Genomic DNA, 20,391 nt, shown 5'->3' with positions numbered 1-20,391 from the left:
CCCAGCGCTCTCAACGGGCGGGCGCCGGGAAAGTCGCGTCCTTGCTCGAAAACGATGGGCGACCCGGGTGAGCGCGCGCGGGGTGGGGCGTGCGCTGCGCCGCCTAGCATAGCCCGAGATGGCGGACGGCAAACGCGTGGACGCGAGCTTCTGGAACGGCCGGAGGGTCGTCCTGACCGGTCACACCGGTTTCAAGGGCAGCTGGATGGCGCTCTGGCTGCAGGCGCTCGGCGCCGAGGTGACCGGCCTCTCGGACGCGGTTCCGACGTCGCCGTCGCTGTACGAGCTTGCCCGCGTGCACGAGAACTTGCATGACGTCCGATGCGATGTCCGCGACGCCGCGGGCGTGGCTGCGGCGGTGCGGGAGGCGCGGCCCGAGGTCGTGCTCCACCTCGCCGCGCAGCCGATCGTGCGCCGCTCGTTCGCCGCGCCGGCCGAGACGTTCGACGTCAACGTGACGGGGACGGCGCACGTGCTCGACGCGGTGCGCGAGCTCGGCGACGCGGTGCGCAGCGTCGTCGTGGTGACGTCGGACAAGTGCTACGCGCCGGGGCCGGGCGCGCACCCGGAGACCGACCCGCTGGGCGGTGACGACCCGTACTCCGCGTCGAAGGCGGCGGCGGAGCTCGTGTGCGCGGCGTACCGCGACTCGTACGGGCTGCCGCTCGCGACCGGCCGCGCCGGCAACGTGATCGGCGGCGGCGACTGGGGCGCGGACCGGCTCGTGCCGGACATCCTCGCGGCGGCGCTCGCCGGGCGGCCGGTGGAGCTGCGCAACCCGGGCGCGGTGCGGCCGTGGCAGCACGTCCTCAACCCGCTCGCCGGCTACCTGCTGCTCGCCGAGGCCGTCTTCGCGGAGCCCGACGCGTTCGCCGGCGGGTGGAACTTCGGCCCCGCGCCCGGGGACGAGCTGCCGGTGCAGGCCCTCGTCGAGCGGATCGGCGAGCTGTGGGACGGCGGCGTCCAGATCGCCCCGCAGCCGGGCGAGCACCCGCCCGAGGCGCCGACGCTGCGGCTCGACTCGGCGAAGGCGCGCGCGGAGCTGGGCTGGCGGCCGGGGTGGGACCTCGACGACGGGCTCCGGGCGATCGTCGCCTGGGCGCGGGCGTACGCCGCCGGCGAGGACCTGCGCGTGGTGACGCTGGGGCAGATCGACGCGTACGGGCGAGCGCCGGCGGCGGCGTGAGCCGCGGGCCGCGTCCGCTCCCCGCGCCGCCGGGCTGGAGCCCGCGTGCGGCGACCGCGGTCGCGGCCGTCCTGGCGCTCGCGGTCGTCGCGCTGCAGGTGATCGTCGAGATCCACGGCTGGGTGCCGGGCGACCGGTTCGCCAAGTGGCTGTTCGACCACCCGCGCACGTACCGGCTGCAGCGGCTCGGGGACGAGATCGGCCACCTCGGGCTGCCGTGGGTCGCGGTCGTGACGGTGTCGCTGCTCGCGCTCTACGCGTGGGTGACCGCCGGCCTGCGCTACGCGGCGATGGCCTGCGCCGCGTCCGCGGTGGTGGTCGCGTCGACCGCGCTCAAGCTCGTGTTCGGGCCGTCGCCGCTGACGCTCCAGTACTACCCGGACGCCTACGGTTCCCTGCCGTCGGGCCACACCGCGTACGCGACCGCGGTCTACGGCTTCGCGACGTTCCTGCTGTGGCGCCAGGGCCGCTGGCCGGTGGCGCTGCTCACGCTGCTGGTGGTCGTCGCGATGGGCCCGGCGCGCGTGGCGAGCGGCGCGCACTGGCCGAGCGACGTGATCGCCGGCTACGCGCTCGGGCTGGCCTGGCTGCTGACCGTGCTCGCGGTCGGCCTGCCGTCGCCGTCCTCGGGGTCGCCGGACCCGCTCACGCGAGGACCGCGAGCGCCTCGTGCTCGCTTGCCCGCGGGGTGAGCAGCAGCGCCCGCACGCCCGGCAGCCACGTCGCCGCCGCGGCGGCCACGAGCCGCTCGGCCTGCTGCTCGGTGACGTGGATCGTCGTCGTGCGCAGATGCAGGGGGATCATGGTTGGCGCAAGCCTCCGCCCCCGCGCCGTCGCGGCGCCATAGGACATCCGTTGAACGGCGAACGGCCCGCCGAAGCGGGCCGCTCGCACGACGTTCGTCAGACGCTCCGGACTAGCCGAAGTCGTACCGCTCGTGCGTGCCGCCGATGCGCACGGTCAGCCAGTCGACGGACGTGTCGGCGCCGATGTTGTTGCTGCCCTGGTTGATACCGAAGGACCCCGGCTTGTCGCCGCCCGCGACGTCCCCCTCGGCGATGGTCGCGTCAGGCAGCTGAGCCTCGATGTCGTCCCACGTGCAGTCGTCGTTCTGAGTGCACTCGAAGCCGGCCGGCGGAGCGCTGAACCACCACTTGGCCTCCCCGCCGCGCACGGCGTCCCAGGTCTGCCACTGGCCCTGCTTGACCGCGGCGTTCCCCTGGTCCTGGTACGGCTCGAAGACCAGGTACGAGTCGGCCTTGCCGTCGCCCGTGTAGTCGACGCGGATGTTGATCGCCGGGAGCACCATCTCGACGCCGGGTGCCGTGTCGTGCTTGAACGTCCGGTAGCTCAGCTCGGTGATGTCGCTGAGCTTGCGGCCGGCGAGGGCCGTGGTGAGGAGCTGGACCTTGGCGAACTTCGGGTCGGTGCTCCCGAGCGGGGTGTGCAGCCGGAACGCGCCGTTCTCGAACGTGCCAGTGCCCGTGTCGCGCGTGAGGCCCGGGGCCCACGGCGCGGTGATCGACGAGACCTTCACGGTCGTGCTGCCGTCGCCGTTCTGGCCGGGAGCGCCCGGGGTGCCCGGGGCGCCCGGGGCGCCCGGGGCGCCGGGGGCGCCGGGCGCGCCGTCCAGGCCGTCGGCGCCGTCCTCGCCATTGACGCCGTCCTTGCCGTTCTTGCCGTCGACGCCGTTCGTGCCGTCCTTGCCGGCCGCGCCGGTGTCGCCCTTCGCGCCGGCCGCGCCCGCAGGGCCGGCGACGGGGGCGTTCTGGGACGCGGCCGTCTGCTGGACGCCGGTGGCGCGCCGGATCGCGCGCTGCAGGCCCGGCGAAAGGCGGTTGAGCGACACGGTGTTCTTGGCGATGTCGCGGTTCTGGATCGTGCCGTCCTTGATCTCGGCGCTCGTGATGAGCGACGCGGCGGTCGCTGATCCGGCGCTGGCGACAAGCGCCGTGACGGCGCAGGCGACGATGGTCTTCCTCACTGCGGGGCCTCCTGGGTTCTCCGGGCAGGGCGACGTGGCCGCAGGCAGTGCGGCCATCGGCACCGAGCGACGCGGTGTCACCGCTCATCAGAACATGTCCGTTCAGAGGACGGCTATAGAACACCCGTCCAGGAACGTACGTGGAGTCTCAACTCCCTGGGGCGCGCCGGACCGGCGCGGGGCGGGCTACGCGCCCGCGCCGATGAGCTGCTCGGCCCCGGCCTGGTCGATCGTCCGCTGCAGGCCCTCGCGGAGCTGCACCTGCGGCTCCCAGCCGAGGATCTCCTTGGCCAGCGAGATGTTCGGCTGGCGGACCTGCGGGTCGTCGGTCGGCAGCGCCTCGTGCACGATCTGCGACTTCGAGCCGGTGATCTCGATCACCGTCTCGGCCAGCTCCAGCAGCGTGAACTCGTTCGGGTTGCCGATGTTGACCGGCGCGTGGTAGCCCGACTCGGCGAGCCGGATCATGCCGTCGATCAGGTCGCTGACGAAGCAGAACGACCGCGTCTGCGAGCCGTCGCCGAACACCGTGATGTTCTGGTCGGTCAGCGCCTGGCGCAGGAAGGTCGGGATCGCGCGGCCGTCGTGCGGACGCATCCGCGGGCCGTACGTGTTGAAGATCCGCATGATCGCGGTGTCCACGCCCTGCGCCCGGTGGTAGGCCATCGTGAGCGCCTCGGCGTACCGCTTCGCCTCGTCGTAGACGCCGCGCGGGCCGATCGGGTTGACGTGACCCCAGTACGTCTCGGGCTGCGGGTGGACCTGCGGGTCGCCGTACACCTCGGACGTGGAGGCGATGAGGAACCGCGCGCGGTGCTTCTTGGCCAGCCCCAGCGTGTGGTGCGTGCCGTACGAGCCCACCTTCAGCGTGTGCAGCGGGATGCGCAGGTAGTCGATCGGCGAGGCCGGCGACGCGAGGTGGTAGACGAAGTCCACCGGCTCGTCGACGAAGTACGGCTCGATGATGTCGACGTTGAGGAGGGTGAACTCCGGCCGCCGGATGTGCGCGACGTTCGCCAGGGTGCCGGTCTCCAGGTTGTCCACGCAGATCACGCGATGGCCGCGCTCGAGGAGCGCGTCGCACAGGTGGGAGCCCAGGAAGCCGGCGCCCCCGGTCACGAGAGACGTGGGCATAGCCGCCCAGACTAGCCCTGCGCCAGGCGGCCTGGCTACGGTCCACTTGATGAACGTGACGCGCGAGGACATCCCGGTCCGCGTCGACAAGCCGTGGGGCCACGAGCTCTGGTGGGCGTGGACGGACGACTACGTCGGCAAGATCCTGCACGTGAAGGCCGGCCACCGCCTGTCGGTGCAGTACCACGAGCGCAAGGACGAGACGAGCTACGTCCTGAGCGGCCGCCTGCTCCTGTTCAAGGGCGCGAGCGCCGACGCGCTGACCGAGACGCCGGTCGCCGCCGGCGCGCAGTGGCGCAACCTCCCCGGCGAGATCCACACCATCGAGGCGGTCGAGGACGCGCAGGTGCTCGAGGTCTCGACGCCGCACCTGGACGACGTCGTCCGGCTCTCCGACAGCTACGGCCGGCAGGGCACCAGCGCCCCCTGAGCGGCGCCCCGCCGCTCGTACGTCCGCCGAGGCAGTGATCGGTCAGGGCTAAGGTCGAACGCGCCAAACGCCGAAGGGTGTCCCGATGCTGCTGCGCGCGCCGGACACCCGCCACTGGACCGAGGTCGAGACCCGCTCGCGGACCGTCGTGGTCGCCGCGGGCGGCGGCGTCCTCGCGCTCGTCGTCCTGCTCCTGCTCTCGCTGCTGGGCTCGTCGAACCGGCCCGCCGAGGCCGAGGCCCCGAGCGATCTGCGCACGGTCATCACCGCGATCGACCGGCTCCCGCAGGACGGCATCACGCTCGGCCGCGCCGACGCGCCCGCCACGCTCACCGTGTTCGGCTCGCTCGACGTCCCCTCGCGCGGCATCGCGGCGGCGCTCCCCGCGCTGACGCGGGAGCTGCTGCCCAGCGGGCGGCTGAAGCTCGAGCTGCGCACGACGTCGCGCGACGTCGAGGGGCTCGCGCCCGAGGACGGCGACGCCGCGCTCGTCGCCCGCTCCGCCCAGGCCGCGGGCCTGCAGGACCGGCTGTGGCCGCTCGTCGCGGCACTGGCCGACGGCTCGCCCGGCTACGTGGACGACGAGCTGCTCGACGAGGCGCTCACGCGCGTGCCGCGGCTCGACCGCGCCCGCGTGCGCCGCGACGCCGGCTCGTCCCGCGTGGCCGCCGCCATCGCCCGCGCCGACGCGCTGGCCGAGGAGGCGGGCGCGGGCCCGGACGCGCACCTGATCCTCACCCGCGACGGCCACGCCCCGGTGCGCCTCGCGCGGCAGTCGCCCGAGCGGCTCCTCGCGGCGGTCGAGAAGGCGCTCGCGACGCCCTGAAGGCGCCGCGCCGAAGCCGTCACCGACCTCCCACGCGCACGGCGCCTGGCGCACTCCACGCCTGGGGACGGTCGTACATCCGCTGAGCGCGCTTGACGCCTCTTGATCGGTGGGCAGCGACCGGCCACAGTCGGGTCTCTCGCCTTCTCTCGCGCCTTTCGTGAGGACAGGCGACCGCTGGCCGGGGCGGCGCAAGCCGCCCCGGCTCTATTGCTGCACGGCACCGGCGGTCTTCGCGCCGGCCCGGACCGATCCTGCCAGCCGCGCGTACGTGGCCAGCGCCTGGCCGACGACCTGGTCCATGTTGAGGTACTGGTAGCGGGCCAGCCGGCCGACGAACGTCACGTCGGGCGTCGCCGCCGCCAGCGCGGCGTAGCGCTTGTACAGCGCCCGCGCCTCCTCGGTCGGCACCGGGTAGTACGGGTCGCCCTCGCTGCGCGGGTGCTCGACGTGCAGCGTCGAGCGCTCGTGGACCTGGCCGGTGAGGTGGCGGTACTCGGTCGTGCGGGTGTACGGCACGTCCGCGTCGGGCTCGTTGATCGTCGCCACCGGCTGCACGAGCCCGCCGCCCGGCGTCTCGACGGTTCGCGCCTCGAACTCCAGCGAGCGGTACGGGAGCCGGCCGAACCGGTGGCCGAACAGCTCGTCGACCGGCCCCGTCCACACGACGTGGTCGTAGGCGACCTCGTCGCGCACGTCGGCCCACGCGGTCGACGTCCGCACCTCGATCCCCTCCAGGATCGCGTCGAACATCGCGGTGTAGCCGTGCTTGGGCATCTGCTGGAACGCGTCGCCGAAGTAGCGGTCGTCGGTGGACGTCCGCGTCGGGATGCGCGCGCAGACCGACGCGTGCAGCTCGGACGGGTCGCGTTCCCACTGCTTGCGGGTGTAGCCGCGGAAGAACAGCTCGTACAGCTCGCGGCCGACCTTCGCGACGACCGCGTCCTCGGAGGTCTTGAGCAGGCGCCGCGGCTCTCGCCGGGACGCGTAGAACGCCTCGGCCTGCGCGTCGGTGTGCAGCTCCAGCCCGTACAGCGCGTTGAGGGTCGTGCGGTTGATGGGGACCGGGAACAGGCGCCCGCCGACCCGCGCCAGCACGCGGTGCTCGTACGGCCGCCACTCGGTGAAGCGCGACAGGTAGTCCACGACCGTCTCGGCGTTCGTGTGGAAGATGTGCGGCCCGTACCGGTGGACGAGCACTCCGTGCTCGTCGAGGTGGTCGTAGGCGTTGCCCGCGACGTGGTCGCGCCGGTCGACGACCAGCACGCGCTGGCCGAGGTCGTTGGTCAGGCGCTCGGCCATGATGGCGCCGGCGAACCCGGCGCCCACGACCACGGTGTCGTAGCGATCGCTCATCTCGACCGCCACAACGCAGCGCCGGCGCGGAACTTGCCCCGCCGGCGCTGGTCAGCTCAGCGGCCGCTCAGGCGGGAGCGTCCTGCGCGCCGCGCGCGGCCTGCGCGTGGGAGGCGCCGGAGAGCAGCTCGAGGTCGGCGTCGACCATCAGGCGGATGAGCTCCTCGAAGCTCGTCTTCGGCTCCCAGCCGAGGTCGCGCTTGGCCTTCTCGGGCGAGCCGATCAGCAGGTCGACCTCCGCCGGGCGCACGAACGCCGGGTCGATCTCGACGTACTGCTCCCAGTTCGGCAGGCCGGCCTGGTCGAACGCGACCTCCACGCACTCGCGGACCGTGTGCGTCTGGCCGGTCGCGATGACGTAGTCCTCGGCCTTGTCCTGCTGGAGCATCAGCCACATCGCCTCGACGTAGTCCTTGGCGTAGCCCCAGTCGCGCTGGGCGTCGAGGTTGCCGAGCTTGATCTTGTCGAGCTGGCCGAGCTTGATCGCCGCGGCATGCCACGTGATCTTGCGCGTCACGAACTCCAGGCCGCGGCGCGGGCTCTCGTGGTTGAAGAGGATGCCGCTCGTGGCGTGCAGGTCGTACGACTCGCGGTAGTTGACCGTGATGAAGTGGCCGTACGCCTTCGCCACGCCGTACGGCGAGCGGGGGTAGAACGGCGTCTCCTCGGTCTGTGGGACCTGGAGCACCTTGCCGAACATCTCCGACGACGACGCCTGGTAGAAGCGCGCCTCGGGGCAGACCTCGCGCATCGCCTCGAGCATCCGCGTGACGCCGACGCCCGTGAACTCGGCGGTCAGCGTGGGCTGGATCCACGAGACGGCGACGAACGACATGGCGGCGAGGTTGTAGATCTCGTCGGGCTTGGACGCCTTGAGGGCGTCGACGAGCGAGCGCTGGTCGAGCAGGTCGCCCTGGTGCAGGGTGATCCTGTCGCGCAGGTGCTCGATGCGGTCGAACTTCTCCGTGGACGAGCGGCGCACCATCCCGTGCACCTCGTAGCCCTGTTCGAGCAGGAGCTCGGCCAGGTAGGAGCCGTCCTGCCCGGTGATCCCGGTGATGAGCGCAGACTTCGGCATGGGCCGCGCACCCTAGCGGCACGGGCTGGGCGATCCGTGTGCCCCGAACGCCGTGCGAAGGGCCGCAACTATCCTTCCCTCCTTCCGTTGCCACCTCTGACCGCATGAGCAAGCACCTCGCCATCGTCCCCGCGTACAACGAGGCCGGGGCCATCGCCGACACCATCGCCGACCTGCGCCAGCACGCGCCGTCGTTCGACGTGGTCGTGATCGACGACGGCTCGACCGACCAGACCGCGGACATCGCCAAGGACGCCGGCGTCGCCGTCCTGCGGCTCCCGTTCAACGTCGGCATCGGCGGCGCGGTCCAGGCCGGCTACGTCTACGCGCTCGAGAACGACTACGACGTCGCCGTGCAGGTCGACGGCGACGGTCAGCACGACGCGCGCAGCCTGCCGGTGCTGCTCGACCATCTGCACGCCGACCCGCGGCTGAACATGGTCACGGGCTCGCGCTTCCTCGACGACGACGGCGAGGGCTACCGCTCGTCCGCCTCACGGCGGCTGGGCATCCGCATCTTCGGGAAGGTCCTGTCGATGGTCGTCGGCCGCCCGGTCACCGATCCCACCTCGGGCCTGCGGATGACCGACCGCAGCGGCATCGCGCTGTTCGCGCGCGACTACCCGCACGACTACCCGGAGGTCGAGGCCGTCCTGCTGCTGCACCACCATCGGCTGCGCAGCGAGGAGGTGCCGGTCCGCATGCGGCCGCGCACGTCCGGCGTCTCGTCGATCAACGCGACCAAGTCGGTCTACTACATGATCAAGGTGCTGCTCGCGATCTTCGTCGGCCTCCTGCGGGCGCGTCCCGCGGTCGAGCCTGGCAGCCCCGCCCCCGTCACCGCGGAGCACTCGATCTGATGGAGACCCGCATCCAGATCGTCGCGATCCTCGCGTCGCTCGCCCTCTTCCTCACGGTCTTCGAGCTCGTCCGCCGCCGGCGCCTCATGGAGCGCTACGCGCTGCTGTGGATGTTCTCGATGATCGTGCTCCTCGGCCTGTCGGTCTGGAAGCACCTGCTCGAGGAGCTGGCCGAGGGCGTCGGGATCTACTACGCGCCGTCGGCGCTGTTCGCCGTGGCGTTCGGCTTCGTGCTGATCATGCTGCTGCACTTCTCGCTCGTCATCTCGCGATTGGCCGAGCAGAGCAAGGTGCTGGCCCAACGGGTGAGCCTCATGCAGCAGCGCATCGACGACCTCGAAGCCGCCGAGCAGGCACGCGCCGAGCAGCAGCGCAGCGACGAGTACGTCAGCGGCTGAGCGTCAGCGCAGCGTGCGCAGGACCAGGCGCCAGTAGGCCCCGAGCGCGGTGCTCGCGCCGGGCAGCGCCTGCGCCGCCGCCAGGTTGGGCGAGTCGAGCCCGGCGTCCAGGTGCGCGGCGAACGCGCGCGGCGACACGGTGGCAGAGCGCTGGATCGCGCGCCGGCGGCGCAGGATCGGCCCCAGCTCGCGCAGCACGGCCGCCTGCGCGCGCAGCTTCGCCCGCAGCCAGCCGCCGCGCCACGCGGCCGGCAGGAGGGCCAGCTCGAACGCGAGCAGCGCGGGCGCGAGGGCGAGCAGCAACGGGCGGGGGTAGACGCCGAGGACGGTCCACAGCCGGTTGCGCTCCAGGTAGAACCACTTGTAGTCGCCCTTGGTGAACTCGTACTCGTGCTCGACGCGCGCCGCCGGCACGAGCCCGATGCCGCCGCCCGAGAGCCGCAGCCGCAGCGACAGGTCGAGGTCCTCGCCGTACATGAAGTAGCGCTCGTCGAACCCGCCGACGCGCTCCCATGCGGCGCGCCGCACGACGAGCGCGGCGCCCGAGCCGAAGCCGATCTCGGCCGGCGCCGGCGGTACGTCGGCGACCGGCTCGTCGAGCCCGCCCGCCCAGCCGAAGCCGAGGTAGTGGACGACGTTGCCGGCGCTGTTGACGGTCGTGCCGCCGGGCAGCGTCACGAGCGCCTGCCACGCGTCCCAGCCGGGCTGCGAGGTCGCGGCCTCGCGCAGCGCGTCGAGGCAGCCGGGCGCGGGAGCGCAGTCGGGGTTGAGGAGCAGGACCAGCGGCGCGGTGGAGGCCGCGACGCCGCGGTGGCAGCCGGTCGCGAAGCCGAGGTTCGCGCCGGTCTCGACGACGGTCGCGGAGGGGAGGGCCTGGCGCGCGGCGTCCGCGCTGCCGTCGCTCGAGGCGTTGTCGACGACGACGACCTCGTCGTCCGGGCCGAGCTGCTCGGCCAGCGCGCCGAGCGTCGTGGGCAGCTCGGCGGCGCTGTCGTGGGCGACGACGACGACCGCGATGGGGGGCAGCGAGCGAGACACGGCGGCCCAGCTTAGGCCGCGCCTGCTCGACGCTAGGTTTGGGGGCCGTGCGTCGCGTCGGCCTGAACCTGCTGTACCTCGTCCCGGGCGAGGTCGGCGGCAGCGAGATCTTCGCGCGGCGCCTCGTCGACGCGCTCGCGCGCCGGCGCCCCGAGGTCGAGTGGCTGGCCTACTGCGGGCGCGAGGCCGCGCCGTCGCTGCGCGCCGAGGGCTGGCCCGCGAACGTCCGCGTGCGCGAGCTGCCGGTCTCGGCCCGCAACAAGCCGCTGCGCGCCGCCGCTGAGCTGACGCTGCTGCCCGCCGCGGCCCGGCGCGACCGCGTCGACGTGCTGCACTCGCTCGGCACGACGTCGCCGCCGGTCGTCGCGGGGCCGAGCGTCGCGACCGTGCTCGACCTCATCTACGAGCACTACCCCGACACGTTCCCGACCGCCGCCCGGCTGGGCCTCAAGGCGCTCGTCGGACCCGGCGCGCGCCACTCCACGCGCGTCGTCGCGATCTCCCACGCCGTCAAGCGCGACGTCGTGGAGCGCCTGCGCGTCCCCGCCGACCGCGTGGACGTCGTCCACCTCGGGTTCGGGATGCGGCGGCCGGAGCACCTGACGCCCGAGCCGGAGCTGCGCGAGCGGTTCGGGCTCGGCGACGCGCCGGTCGTGCTCTGCGTCTCCGCCGCGCTCGCGCACAAGAACCTCGACCGGCTGATCGACGCGTTCGCCGCGCTCGACGTCCCGGACGTGCGCCTCGTGCTCGCCGGCCACAGCGGCCTGGAGCAGGAGCGGCTGCGCGGGCGGGCGGCCGCCGCGGGCGTGGGCGACCGCGTCGTGCTCACCGGCTGGGTGACGGCCGAGGACCTCGAGGGCCTCTACGCGCTCGCCCGCTGCTGCGTGTACCCGTCGCTGCACGAGGGCTTCGGCCTGCCCGTGCTGGAGGCGATGGCGCGTGACCGGCCGCTGGCGGTCTCGACCGCGACGTCGCTGCCCGAGGTCGCCGGCGACGCGGCCGAGCCGTTCGACCCGCACGACACCGCGGCGATCACCGCGGCGATGCGGCGGCTGCTCACCGATCCGGAGCGCGCCGCCGAGCTCGTCCGCCTCGGGCGCGAGCGCGTCGCGCACTTCACGTGGGAGCGCTGCGCCGACGGCATGCTCGCCGCGTACGCGCGCGCCGGCGTGGCCTAGCGGTCCGGGTCGTCGCCGGCGTCCAGCTGCGCCGGCGGCTCCTGCGCAGGGAGCGGGCTCGGCCCGGGGGTCGCGGGCGCGATCGGCGTCCGCAGGACGCGCAGCAGGAGCGCGGGCACCGCGACGAGCACCAGCACGCCGGCGAGCCACACGGCCCACGCGCCCACCCAGCCCTTGAACCGGCCGGCTCGCGCGACGATCTCGCCGACCTGCGCGAGGCGGCTGACCGACTCGGCGCGGCGGAACTCCAGGACGATGTCGGCGTCGATCGGCTTGCCGTCGACCTCGGCGGTGTTCGGACGCGTCGAGAGCGGGTGGTTGCCGACGATCGCCGCCCCGAGCCGCCCGGTGTTGCGGATGCACACCGCGACCCGCTGCCCCTCCTCGACGCGCGGCACGTCGACCGCGACCAGCCGGTTGGACGCGTAGTCGCGCACCGGCTGCGAGCGGGAGAGCTCGCGCCCGCTTCGCGAGTCCTCGATCCGCACCGTCAGCGCGCTGGCGGCACCGCCGTGCGAGGGGAAGAAGGCGACCTGCTCGAAATCCGCCGGCACGTCGATCGGCGTCTGGCAGACCTCGTCGCCCGGCCCGAGGTCGGCGACCGGGCGCCAGGGGTCGACGCCCAGCGTGAAGGCGAGGTCGGTCCGGCTCGTCGCCGCCACGATGAGCAGGACCACGACGCCGACGGCCAGGACGGCGGTGAACACGCGCGCCGCGCCGCTACGCATAGAACCTCACTGCGACGAGGCCGAAGGCGAGCAGGTGGAGCGCCAGGAGGGTCGCGGCGCCCCCGGCCATCCACGCCTGCCGGCGCTCCGGGCGCACGACGGTCAGGGCCTGCGCGGCGGTCAGGCCGGCGAGCGCGACGACGGGGAAGAGGTAGCGCCCCTGGTTGATCGCGCCGGAGCCCGCGGAGGCCGACCGGTACTCGGCCCAGTGGAGGCCGGCGACGAGGCCGATGCCCGCGAGCCCGAGGAAGACCAGGACGGGCGCGGAGAGCACGGCGCGCCGGCGCCTCAGCGCGACGGCGGCGGCCACGATCACGCCGGAGCTGAGGACGAACAGGAGGAGGTACAGCCAGCCGGGGAACTCGACCTCGAGCCAGCCGAACGCGCCCCAGCCCTGGGTGACCCACACGTCGTACGCGGGCGGCGGCCACGCGCCGGACGTCGCGTCGTTCATGAACGGCAGCCGGGGCAGGTAGTACTGCCACACGTAGCTGATCAGCTCGCGCACGTCGAGCGCGCCCGACTGCGAGCCCGTCGCGCTCACCTGCGCCGCCGCCGGCCGGTCGAGCAGGCCGGCCGCCACGAACCACACGCCGACGGTCGCCACCAGCGCGAGCAGGGCCGCGCCCGCGAGCACGGTCATGCGCCGGCGCGGCAGGTGCCGGATCGCCAGGACGATCGCCACGACCACCGCGGGGAGCAGCGCGTAGCTCGTCGCCTTGGTGACGATCGCGAGCCCGGTCACGCCCGCGAGCGCGGCGACCACGCCGGGGCTCGGGCCCGCCCGGAGCACCTTGACGCCGAGCCACAGGGCGAGCGTCCACAGCGCGTACATCAGCGTGTCGGGGCTCACCGCCGACGACATGAAGGCGACCATCGGCAGGAGCGTCACGACGCCCGTCGCGGCGGTCTGCAGCAGCCGGTCGCGGCGGAAGACCTCGCCGGCCAGGAGCCACGTCGCGAGGACGGTGACGAGGAAGCAGAGCACCGATCCGAGTCGCGCGGCGATCTCGGTGCCGAACACGTCGCTGACCCGGCCCACCGTGTACGGGACGACCGCGTACAGGTAGTAGAGCGGCGGGTTGGTCGCCGCCGGGTTCGGGCCGCCGCCGTCCTCGCGCGCGCTGGCCGGGAGCTCCGGCTCGACCTCCGTGCTCCACCGCTCCTGGGCGGCCGCGCTCCACTCGGGCTTGGTGACCGAGCGCGCCGCGGTCTGGTCCGCGTTGGCCGTGTCGGCGGCGGTGTTCTGCTCGGTCGACATGAACTTGCGCTCCTCGTCGCCCGGCAGCTCACCCCGCTCGGCGAGCGACTGCAGGTACGCGAAGTGCGAGTTGGCGTCCGGGGTCTGGAACGGCGGCAGCAGCACCGCCCAGGCGGTGCACAGGATCCCCGCGACGGCGAGCAGCGCGGCCAGCTGGGGCGGGACGCGCCGCAGCCGTCGGATCACAGGACCTCGACCCAGTCGAGCGGCTGGCCGCAGAGCTCGCGGACGCGGCTCGCCGGCAGCTCGATGATCTCGCCGGCGCGCGAGTCGGCCGGGACGAACGCGACCGGTCCGGTGATGTCCTGCTGCGCGCTGCCGGGCTGCCAGGAGCGGCGGTGCAGGCCGTACATGAGGAACTCCTGGTCCTCCCCGCGGACGCGCACGGTGCCGACCCGCTGCCACTGGCTGGGCAGCCCGTAGTCGCCGAACGCCTCGCCGACGATCTTGTCGCGGTAGTACACGCGCAGGCCCGGGCCGAAGCTGCCCTGGGCCCACACCTCGTACTCGCCCGGCTCGAGCCGCTCGGCCGCGACGCCGAAGCCCTCCGAGCGCAGCTGGAAGCCGCGCATGTGCGAGCCGATGACCATCCCGCCGACCCACTGCCAGCCGGCCGGCCACGACAGCTCGACGTGCTCGACGCCGAGGGCGGCCCGGACGGTCGTCGCGCCGCGCGCCGCGCGCAGGATCTCGCGGCCCTCGTCGCTGCGGCAGCTCAGCGCCTCCGCCGCGCCGCTGTGCGTCGTTGGCAGCGGGATGTGCTTGGCCGGCGGCGGGCCGGTGCGCCGCCACACGCGGTAGTGCGGGGTCTCGAAGGCGACGGCGTAGTTGCCGGGCGGGCGGCTGCCGGCCGGCCGCTTGCGCTCGACGATCGCGGGGAACCGCGCCAGGAAGTCGTCGCGGTAGTCGTCGAGGTCCGGCGTGTGCGGCAGCGCGCGCTCCGCTCCCGGCCGCAGGCCGTCGTCGGGCTGCCAGTTGCCCCACGACTCCCATGGCTTGTGGTCGCGCAGGAGGGTGTAGCCGTACTGCTCGCGGTCGTGCAGGAGCACCGGCGTGTCGGCGCCGCCGAGCCGCTCGTCGATCTGGATGAGCTCGGAGAAGCGCTCCTTCGGCGTGAGCCACGCGCCGCGGTGGACGAACACGACCGACACGAAGACGCCCGCGACGAAGAGCACGCCGAGGACCGTGCCGGCCCGCTGGAGGCCCGGTCGCGCGGCGTCCGTGAGCCACGCGATGCCGGCCGCGGTCGCGATGCCGAGCGCCGGGGCGAGCGCGACGTAGGCCTTGGCGTCGAGGTAGATCGGGTAGCGCGGCGCGATGAGCAGCGCGCCGCCGGCGCCGGCCACGAACGCGAGCGGCACGCCGAGCTCGCGCCGGCGGATGGCCGCGACCAGGCCCGCGATGCCGAGCGCGGCGGCCACGCCGACGTACAGGTACGTCGGCCACTCCTCGATCGGCTTCTCGAACCGGTAGTCCGTTCCCCACCAGACGTTGAACGCCTCGATCCACGGGACGGGGCCGAGGAGGTTGCCGGTCTCGTTCGGGTCGTTGAGGGCGCGGTTGCCCGGGACGAGCTTGATCGTGTCGAGGATGGACGGGAGCGCGAGGAGCAGCGCCAGGCCGAGCGCGGAGGCGAGCGCGAGGCCGATGCGCACGCGCGCGTCGCGGTCGGGCGCGCGGACGAGGACGGCGATCGCGAACACGAGCCCCGCCGGGCCGAGCCACGCCGCGACGCCGCCGCCGAAGACGTACGCGACGCCGCACGCGGTGAGCGCCGCGGGCACGAGCGCGCGGGCGTCGAGCCGGTGGCGGGCGGCGAGCACGAGCAACGCGACGGTCGCGTAGACGCCGACGATGAGCTCGATCTCCTTCGCGCCGCCCTGCAGGAGGTACGAGAAGGGCAGGAAGCCGGAGGCGATGGTCGCGCCCGCGATGCCGGCCAGCGCCGGGCGCATCCCGAACTCGCGGAGGATGGCGAAGGTCGTCAGCGCGACCATCGCCGCGGCGACCGCGCCGATCGGCGCCCAGATGTGGAACGCGTCGATCGACCCAAGCACGCGTCCGAAGACGGGCCAGGCGTAGCTGCCGAGCGGGTACCCGTTGCCGAACTGGCCGCTGACCCAGTCGTACGACGACGCGGTGAGGTCCTTGGGCTCGTCGCCCTGGTCGACGAGCAGCTCGGTCGTCGCGATGTGGACGCTCGGGTCGTTGTTGAGGATGTACCCGAGGACCACCGACCGCCCGCTGAGCACCACCGGCGCCATCCCGATCGCGTAGGCGGCGAGGCCCGAGAGGCCGGCGACCGTGGCCGACGCCGGCGGGCGACGCAGCAGGGCGCGGCCCGGCTCGCGCAGCTCCAGCCCGTAGCCCACGACGGCGATCGCGGCGCACAGGACCGTCGCCGCGACCGCGGGCAGCCCGAGCTGGATCGGCAGCATGATGACGACGACGCCGGTGAGGAAGCCGGCCGGCAGCGTGAGGGCCCCGAGCGGCAGCCGGGCGGCGCGGGCGACGAGGAGGCCGAGGCCGCCCGACGCGAGCGCGATCAGCGCCGGGACGATCACCCACGCCGTGAGGAGCGTGACCTTGTCCGTCAGCTCCATGGCAGGCGTCCTCGGCGCGCGCACGTGACGAGTCGCACGAGATGGGACCGCAATTGCACCCGCGCCACCCTAGAACACCCGGCTCTGCGCTCCGGGACCTGCTTGGATGCTGGCCCGATGCTCGAATCGCTGCCCAGGCGGCGACGCGGGAACCCCGTCGCCCACCTGCTGCACGGACTGACCCAGGGCCGGACGCCCCCACCACGTGAGCGCGCGCTGCTCGAGCCCTGGCTCGACGCCCTCCTCCGGCACCCGGAGGCGGGCTCGGAGTGCGGGACGCCGGTCACCGACGTGCTGCACGCGCGGCTCATCCCCGACGACCTGGCGCGCGTGCGCGCGCGCCAGGACGAGACGACCGGGCCGATGCTCGCCGGCGCGTCGCCCGCCGATCGCCGCCGCCTCGAGATCGGGCTCGCCCTGCACGCGGGCGGCCCGGAGGTCGAGGAGCGCACCGGCCTGCTCCGGGCGATGCCGCCCGACGGCGTCCACGTCCTCGGCGCCGAGCCGTGGGCGACCGGCGGCTCGACCTACTACGCCGACCTCGTGACCGCCGCGCTGGAGGACACCGGCGGCGTCCCTGCGGATGGCGCGGCGCTGGACTTCGGCTGCTCGTCCGGGCGCGTCGTGCGCGTGCTCGCCGCGGTCCATCCCCAGCTCGCGTGGCACGGTTGCGACCCGCTCGCGGACGCGGTGGGTTGGGCGACCGAGCACCTCCCGATGGCCACGTTCGCGCAGAGCGATCACGAGCCGCCGCTGCCCTACGCGGACGGCAGCTTCGACGTCGTCTACGCGATCTCCGTCTGGTCGCACTTCCGGCACGACGCCGCGCTGCGCTGGCTCGACGAGATGGCGCGCGTCATCCGCCCCGGCGGCCGGCTCCTGCTGACGACCCAGGGCTGGGCGACCCTGTCGCACGTGGGCCGCCACCGCCTGTGGCGCCTCGAGGACGTGCACGAGACGGCCGTCGAGCTGGTCGCCGAGGGCGTCGCCTACCACGACGTCTTCGCCGCGCACGGCGGCGATCACGGGATCGTGCGCGAGGACTGGGGCTGGAGCTTCATGACGCACTCCTGGCTCGCGGCGCACGCCACGCCGCGGTGGTCGGTCGCGCTGCATCGCGAGGGCGTCGTCGAGAGCAGCCAGGACCTCACGGTGCTGCGCTTGCGGGATGGCGCCTGCGCGCTCGCCGCGTCCTGATTGCGGACGGTACGCTCCAGATGGGATGGGAGGCGGACTGCTGGCGCCCTGGTTCTCGGGGCTGCCGTGCTCTGGGAAGACGACGATCGCCCTGCTCGTGGGCGAGGCGCTCGCCGCGCAAGGGCAGCGGGTGCAGATCCTCGACGGGGACCGGCTCCGCCGCACGTCGTCCGCGGACCTGGGGTTCTCCCCGGCCGACCGGACCGAGCAGGCACGACGCGTCGCAATCGCCGCGCGCCGGCTCCTGGCGCAGGGGGTCGTGCCGCTGGTCGCCGTGGTGACGCCCTACCGGACCTCGCGTGACCTGGCTCGCGCCGTGCTCGGCAGCGCGTACCTGGAGATCCACGTCGACGCCCCGCTGGAGGTCTGCGAGGCGCGCGATGTCAAGGGGATGTACCGACGGGCGCGCGAAGGGGAGCTGGAGCACTTCACCGGCGTCTCGGCGCCCTTCGAGCCGCCCACCGCGCCGCACCTGCGGGTCGACACCTCGCGGCAGACGCCCGCGGAGTCGGCGGCCCTGGTCGTGGCGCTGCTGGCCGAGCGCGGCGCGCTGCCGCAGGATCGCGGCGACACCGCGCGCTACTCGCGCGACGGAGGGACGACGCTGCCCGCCCCGCGGCGCCGCTAGTCGCCCGCTCGCGCCGGCGCCGGCACGGAAGGGCGGCGCGGGTCCGCCAGGAACGCCTTCAGCGCGTCCTCGACCTGGTCGCCCGCGCGCTTCCACGTGCGCTCCTCGACGAACGCCCGCGCGCGGCGCGCCATCGCGGCGGCCGCCTGCGGATCGTCGAGGATGCGCTCCAGCGCGTCGGCGATCGCGTCGGGCCGCGGGTCGACGAGCATCGCGCGGTCGCCCGGCTCGCCGAGCTCGGACGTGACGTTGACACCGTTGAGCTCCACGAGCGGGAGGCCCGCCGCCATCATCTCCTGCGCCACGAGGGAGTGCGTCGTGAGCGAGAAGACGATGCCGGCGCTGGCGCGGTGGTAGAGCTTCGCCAGCTCGCGTGGCGGCTGGACGCCGAGGTTCTGCGCAGGGATCGGCACGACCGGCTGCGTGTTCGAGCCGAACAGCACCGGGCGGATGCCGGGCCGCCGCTCGAACAGCGTGGCCAGCCCCGCGAGCGCCAGGTCGACGGCGCGGCGGTCGGTCTCCCTGCGCGCGTAGACCGCGACGACGCCGTCCTCACGCGGCTCCGGGCCGCCGAAGGTGTACGTGTCGAGGTCGGTGCCGCACTCGAAGTAGCGCGCCTCGAGCCCATAGTCGTCGCGCAGGATGTCCGCCATCCACGGCGTGAAGGCCAGGCAGCGGTAGCCCATCCGGTAGGTCTCGGTGGCCCAGATGGACTCGGCCGACGTCGCGTAGAACTGCGGCTCGTCGTCTTGGACGAGGTAGACCTTCTCCTTGCAGCCGGGCAGGTCGCGCACCGGGAAGGCGGTCCACCAGTTCGTGGCGAGGCACACGTCGGCGCCCGCGAAGTCGTCGAAGCCCTTGAAGACCTGCGCCTCGACCGGGATGAAGTGGTTGCGGATCTCCCACCGCAGCTGGTGTGCGGGGCGCGGATCCATCCCGAACGGGTCGAAGTGGTGGATGGAGCACCGGTGGCCGCGCGCCTCCATCTGCTGGATCAGGCGGAAGATCGTCGTGTGGCCGCCCGAGCCGATCTTCCACGGCGGCACCACCCAGGCGATCGTCATCGGGCCGCTCGCGTCGCCCGCGTGAGGCTCCAGCGCGATCGGCCGCGCCGGGTACGAGCGACGTACGAACTCCCACGTCCAGCCGGGCGTGACCAGGGCGGGCTTGACGCCGGCCGGCGTCCCGCTGTCCTGCAGCAGCGCGCTGTCGGGCACGTCGTAGGGGACGAACGTCCCGCGGCCCTCGAGCGACAGCCGCTTGCGCGCCGGCGCCGGCAGCTTGTCGGCGCGCGTGCCGACGATCGCGCCGAGCATGCGGATGGCGTGGTGGCGGGCCGAGACCGCGAGCGGGCCCACGAGCGCCAAGCCGCGGACGCCCCGCGCGCGCAGCCAGCGCTTGTCCGCGCCGACGAGCCCGCGGACGTCCCACAGCGTCATCTTCGGGCCCCAGGGCTGCACGAAGCCGAGCACCTCGCGGAGCGAGCGGAACTCGTCGAAGTACCGCTGGAGGAACTGCACCGGCGGGTAGTCGTGCGAATGGACGACCGCCGCCTCGGGCTGGTAGACCTTCGCGAACCCGGCTTCGACGAGCTCGCGGCCCAGCAGCTGGTCCTCCGCGTACGGCACCTCGCGGTAGTGGACCTGCTCCCACGCCCACCGGGCGATGCAGCAGTTGACGTCCGAGAGGAAGGTCCACCTGCCAGGGAACGCGCGGTACGCGGCGATGCCCTCGGGCGAGCGGTCGAGGCGCTGGACGTCGAGCTCGCGGCCGCCGTCGCCCCACGTCGCGAAGTGGCGCTCCATCTCGCACTTGATCATGTGGCTCGCGTCCGGCCGCGGATCGTGCGGGCCGAACACCGCCGCGACGTCCGGCGCGGCGTCGAAGCCCGCCAGCAGCGAGGCGAGCCAGCGGTCGGTCGCCGGCGTGGCGTCCTGGGTGAGGAACGCGACGTGCTCGCCGCGCGCCATCTGCACCATCCGGTTGCGCGTGCCGCCGTGCGAGAACTCCGACTTGTCGATCCGGTGGATCGTCGCGCCGTAGCGCTCGGCGATCTCGAGCGAGCCGTCGGTCGAGCCCGAGTCGACGATGAGTAGCTCCACCTCGCGGTCGACCTGCTGGCCGCGCACCGCGGTGAGCACCTCGTCGAGGTACCGCGCCCCGTTGTAGACGGGGATCGCGACGGTGACGACGCGCGTCATCCGCCGCGGAGCCTGGCCTGCGCCGTCTTCGCGAGCGTGCGGACGCGGACGACCTTCGCCTTGACCTGGCGCAGCGGTGCGGTGACGCGCCACGACGGGGACGCCTCCATCATCGCGATCTGCTTGCGGGTCGAGGCGAGCTCCGCCTCCGCGGCCACCCGGCGGTTGCGCTCGTCCCACAGCTCCGTGCGCTCGGCGTTGGCCTCCGCAAGCGCGGCCTCCAGAGCCCGCGCGCGGTCGCTGGGATCGACGTCCGCTGGCGTCATGGCGGTTGACTGTAGCGGTCCGCCGGGGGTCGGATCGCC

General features: G+C 73.7%; 20 protein-coding genes. 9 read left to right on the top strand and 11 right to left on the bottom strand.

Features of this window, described 5'->3' with window-relative positions; all coding sequences use genetic code 11:
* The first annotated feature begins 118 nt into the window (after positions 1 to 118).
* Both rfbG and AC1UE5_RS14320 read left to right on the top strand, forming a co-directional pair.
* Positions 119 to 1,186, top strand: coding sequence for a CDP-glucose 4,6-dehydratase (gene rfbG / locus AC1UE5_RS14325; protein WP_482924543.1), 1,068 nt, complete (start codon positions 119 to 121; stop codon positions 1,184 to 1,186).
* Entirely contained in the window at positions 1,183 to 1,878 is a 696-nt protein-coding gene (locus tag AC1UE5_RS14320; protein ID WP_482924541.1) for a phosphatase PAP2 family protein, read from the top strand. The genes rfbG and AC1UE5_RS14320 overlap by 4 nt, the downstream gene beginning before the upstream one ends.
* On the opposite strand, the gene AC1UE5_RS14315 is transcribed toward AC1UE5_RS14320, so the two are convergent.
* The 3 genes from AC1UE5_RS14315 to AC1UE5_RS14305 all read right to left on the bottom strand — a co-directional run bounded on the left by AC1UE5_RS14315 (position 1,832) and on the right by AC1UE5_RS14305 (position 4,304).
* Positions 1,832 to 1,990 (bottom strand): hypothetical protein, encoded by a 159-nt coding sequence (locus AC1UE5_RS14315; protein ID WP_482924539.1) that lies wholly within the window; start codon positions 1,988 to 1,990, stop codon positions 1,832 to 1,834. The genes AC1UE5_RS14320 and AC1UE5_RS14315 overlap by 47 nt on opposite strands.
* A gap of 112 nt (positions 1,991 to 2,102) precedes the next feature.
* Entirely contained in the window at positions 2,103 to 3,170 is a 1,068-nt protein-coding gene (locus AC1UE5_RS14310) for a hypothetical protein (RefSeq protein ID WP_482924537.1), read from the bottom strand.
* 186 nt (positions 3,171 to 3,356) lie between these two features.
* On the bottom strand, positions 3,357 to 4,304 hold the full coding sequence (locus AC1UE5_RS14305) for a UDP-glucuronic acid decarboxylase family protein (protein WP_482924535.1): 948 nt from the start codon (positions 4,302 to 4,304) through the stop codon (positions 3,357 to 3,359).
* Between the two features lie 49 nt (positions 4,305 to 4,353).
* Between AC1UE5_RS14305 and AC1UE5_RS14300 the strand changes: the two genes are divergently transcribed.
* Both AC1UE5_RS14300 and AC1UE5_RS14295 read left to right on the top strand, forming a co-directional pair.
* On the top strand, positions 4,354 to 4,734 hold the full coding sequence (locus tag AC1UE5_RS14300) for a cupin domain-containing protein (protein WP_482924533.1): 381 nt from the start codon (positions 4,354 to 4,356) through the stop codon (positions 4,732 to 4,734).
* An 85-nt stretch (positions 4,735 to 4,819) separates the two neighbouring features.
* The gene (locus AC1UE5_RS14295) at positions 4,820 to 5,560 is read left to right on the top strand and encodes a DsbA family protein (RefSeq protein WP_482924531.1); all 741 of its coding nucleotides are present in this window, start codon (positions 4,820 to 4,822) and stop codon (positions 5,558 to 5,560) included.
* A 207-nt stretch (positions 5,561 to 5,767) separates the two neighbouring features.
* Here AC1UE5_RS14295 and glf read toward each other — a convergent pair whose 3' ends face one another.
* Both glf and gmd read right to left on the bottom strand, forming a co-directional pair.
* Positions 5,768 to 6,916, bottom strand: coding sequence for a UDP-galactopyranose mutase (glf, locus tag AC1UE5_RS14290; RefSeq protein WP_482924529.1), 1,149 nt, complete (start codon positions 6,914 to 6,916; stop codon positions 5,768 to 5,770).
* 67 nt (positions 6,917 to 6,983) lie between these two features.
* Positions 6,984 to 7,994: a GDP-mannose 4,6-dehydratase gene (gene gmd, locus AC1UE5_RS14285; protein WP_482924527.1), complete on the bottom strand. Its 1,011-nt coding sequence runs from the start codon at positions 7,992 to 7,994 to the stop codon at positions 6,984 to 6,986.
* 104 nt (positions 7,995 to 8,098) lie between these two features.
* Between gmd and AC1UE5_RS14280 the strand changes: the two genes are divergently transcribed.
* Both AC1UE5_RS14280 and AC1UE5_RS14275 read left to right on the top strand, forming a co-directional pair.
* Positions 8,099 to 8,854 carry a glycosyltransferase family 2 protein gene (locus AC1UE5_RS14280; RefSeq protein ID WP_482924525.1) on the top strand — a complete coding sequence of 252 codons (756 nt, stop codon included), beginning with the start codon at positions 8,099 to 8,101 and terminating at the stop codon, positions 8,852 to 8,854.
* Positions 8,854 to 9,252: a DUF2304 domain-containing protein gene (locus AC1UE5_RS14275; RefSeq protein WP_482924523.1), complete on the top strand. Its 399-nt coding sequence runs from the start codon at positions 8,854 to 8,856 to the stop codon at positions 9,250 to 9,252. Before AC1UE5_RS14280 ends, AC1UE5_RS14275 begins: the two co-directional genes overlap by 1 nt.
* Before the next feature lie 3 nt (positions 9,253 to 9,255).
* Here AC1UE5_RS14275 and AC1UE5_RS14270 read toward each other — a convergent pair whose 3' ends face one another.
* Positions 9,256 to 10,290, bottom strand: a complete 1,035-nt coding sequence (locus AC1UE5_RS14270) for a glycosyltransferase family 2 protein (protein WP_482924521.1) — start codon at positions 10,288 to 10,290, stop codon at positions 9,256 to 9,258.
* A 47-nt stretch (positions 10,291 to 10,337) separates the two neighbouring features.
* Here AC1UE5_RS14270 and AC1UE5_RS14265 point away from each other — a divergent pair, with 47 nt between their 5' ends.
* Positions 10,338 to 11,468 (top strand): glycosyltransferase family 4 protein, encoded by a 1,131-nt coding sequence (locus AC1UE5_RS14265; protein ID WP_482924519.1) that lies wholly within the window; start codon positions 10,338 to 10,340, stop codon positions 11,466 to 11,468.
* On the opposite strand, the gene AC1UE5_RS14260 is transcribed toward AC1UE5_RS14265, so the two are convergent.
* Genes AC1UE5_RS14260 through AC1UE5_RS14250 form a run of 3 tightly spaced genes read right to left on the bottom strand, consistent with a single transcriptional unit; the run spans position 11,465 to position 16,060 of the window.
* Positions 11,465 to 12,175 (bottom strand): hypothetical protein, encoded by a 711-nt coding sequence (locus AC1UE5_RS14260; RefSeq protein ID WP_482924517.1) that lies wholly within the window; start codon positions 12,173 to 12,175, stop codon positions 11,465 to 11,467. The genes AC1UE5_RS14265 and AC1UE5_RS14260 overlap by 4 nt on opposite strands.
* A gap of 13 nt (positions 12,176 to 12,188) precedes the next feature.
* Positions 12,189 to 13,643, bottom strand: coding sequence for a DUF2142 domain-containing protein (locus tag AC1UE5_RS14255; protein ID WP_482924515.1), 1,455 nt, complete (start codon positions 13,641 to 13,643; stop codon positions 12,189 to 12,191).
* Entirely contained in the window at positions 13,640 to 16,060 is a 2,421-nt protein-coding gene (locus AC1UE5_RS14250; RefSeq protein WP_482924513.1) for a hypothetical protein, read from the bottom strand. The genes AC1UE5_RS14255 and AC1UE5_RS14250 overlap by 4 nt, the downstream gene beginning before the upstream one ends.
* Before the next feature lie 117 nt (positions 16,061 to 16,177).
* Here AC1UE5_RS14250 and AC1UE5_RS14245 point away from each other — a divergent pair, with 117 nt between their 5' ends.
* A complete protein-coding gene (locus AC1UE5_RS14245) occupies positions 16,178 to 17,257 on the top strand; it encodes a class I SAM-dependent methyltransferase (RefSeq protein WP_482924511.1) in 1,080 nt (359 codons plus the stop codon).
* Positions 17,258 to 17,282: 25 nt separating this feature from the next.
* Positions 17,283 to 17,885, top strand: a complete 603-nt coding sequence (cysC, locus tag AC1UE5_RS14240; RefSeq protein ID WP_482924509.1) for an adenylyl-sulfate kinase — start codon at positions 17,283 to 17,285, stop codon at positions 17,883 to 17,885.
* Here the strand turns inward: cysC and AC1UE5_RS14235 are convergent.
* On the bottom strand, positions 17,882 to 20,086 hold the full coding sequence (locus AC1UE5_RS14235; RefSeq protein ID WP_482924507.1) for a rhamnosyltransferase WsaF family glycosyltransferase: 2,205 nt from the start codon (positions 20,084 to 20,086) through the stop codon (positions 17,882 to 17,884). The genes cysC and AC1UE5_RS14235 overlap by 4 nt on opposite strands.
* Positions 20,083 to 20,352 (bottom strand): hypothetical protein, encoded by a 270-nt coding sequence (locus tag AC1UE5_RS14230; RefSeq protein WP_482924505.1) that lies wholly within the window; start codon positions 20,350 to 20,352, stop codon positions 20,083 to 20,085. The genes AC1UE5_RS14235 and AC1UE5_RS14230 overlap by 4 nt, the downstream gene beginning before the upstream one ends.
* Positions 20,353 to 20,391 lie beyond the last annotated feature (39 nt).

The sequence above is a fragment of the Parviterribacter multiflagellatus genome (assembly GCF_056863265.1).
This window is presented reverse-complemented; position numbering and strand designations above follow the sequence as displayed.

Coding starts and splice junctions, on each gene's coding strand:
- gmd (WP_482924527.1), bottom strand. CDS start 7,994: ATGCCGAAGTCTGCGCTCATCACCGGGATCACCGGGCAGGACGGCTCC.
- glf (WP_482924529.1), bottom strand. CDS start 6,916: ATGAGCGATCGCTACGACACCGTGGTCGTGGGCGCCGGGTTCGCCGGC.
- AC1UE5_RS14315 (WP_482924539.1), bottom strand. CDS start 1,990: ATGATCCCCCTGCATCTGCGCACGACGACGATCCACGTCACCGAGCAG.
- AC1UE5_RS14305 (WP_482924535.1), bottom strand. CDS start 4,304: ATGCCCACGTCTCTCGTGACCGGGGGCGCCGGCTTCCTGGGCTCCCAC.
- AC1UE5_RS14235 (WP_482924507.1), bottom strand. CDS start 20,086: ATGACGCGCGTCGTCACCGTCGCGATCCCCGTCTACAACGGGGCGCGG.
- AC1UE5_RS14275 (WP_482924523.1), top strand. CDS start 8,854: ATGGAGACCCGCATCCAGATCGTCGCGATCCTCGCGTCGCTCGCCCTC.
- AC1UE5_RS14250 (WP_482924513.1), bottom strand. CDS start 16,060: ATGGAGCTGACGGACAAGGTCACGCTCCTCACGGCGTGGGTGATCGTC.
- AC1UE5_RS14295 (WP_482924531.1), top strand. CDS start 4,820: ATGCTGCTGCGCGCGCCGGACACCCGCCACTGGACCGAGGTCGAGACC.
- AC1UE5_RS14230 (WP_482924505.1), bottom strand. CDS start 20,352: ATGACGCCAGCGGACGTCGATCCCAGCGACCGCGCGCGGGCTCTGGAG.
- cysC (WP_482924509.1), top strand. CDS start 17,283: ATGGGAGGCGGACTGCTGGCGCCCTGGTTCTCGGGGCTGCCGTGCTCT.
- rfbG (WP_482924543.1), top strand. CDS start 119: ATGGCGGACGGCAAACGCGTGGACGCGAGCTTCTGGAACGGCCGGAGG.
- AC1UE5_RS14245 (WP_482924511.1), top strand. CDS start 16,178: ATGCTCGAATCGCTGCCCAGGCGGCGACGCGGGAACCCCGTCGCCCAC.
- AC1UE5_RS14280 (WP_482924525.1), top strand. CDS start 8,099: ATGAGCAAGCACCTCGCCATCGTCCCCGCGTACAACGAGGCCGGGGCC.
- AC1UE5_RS14300 (WP_482924533.1), top strand. CDS start 4,354: ATGAACGTGACGCGCGAGGACATCCCGGTCCGCGTCGACAAGCCGTGG.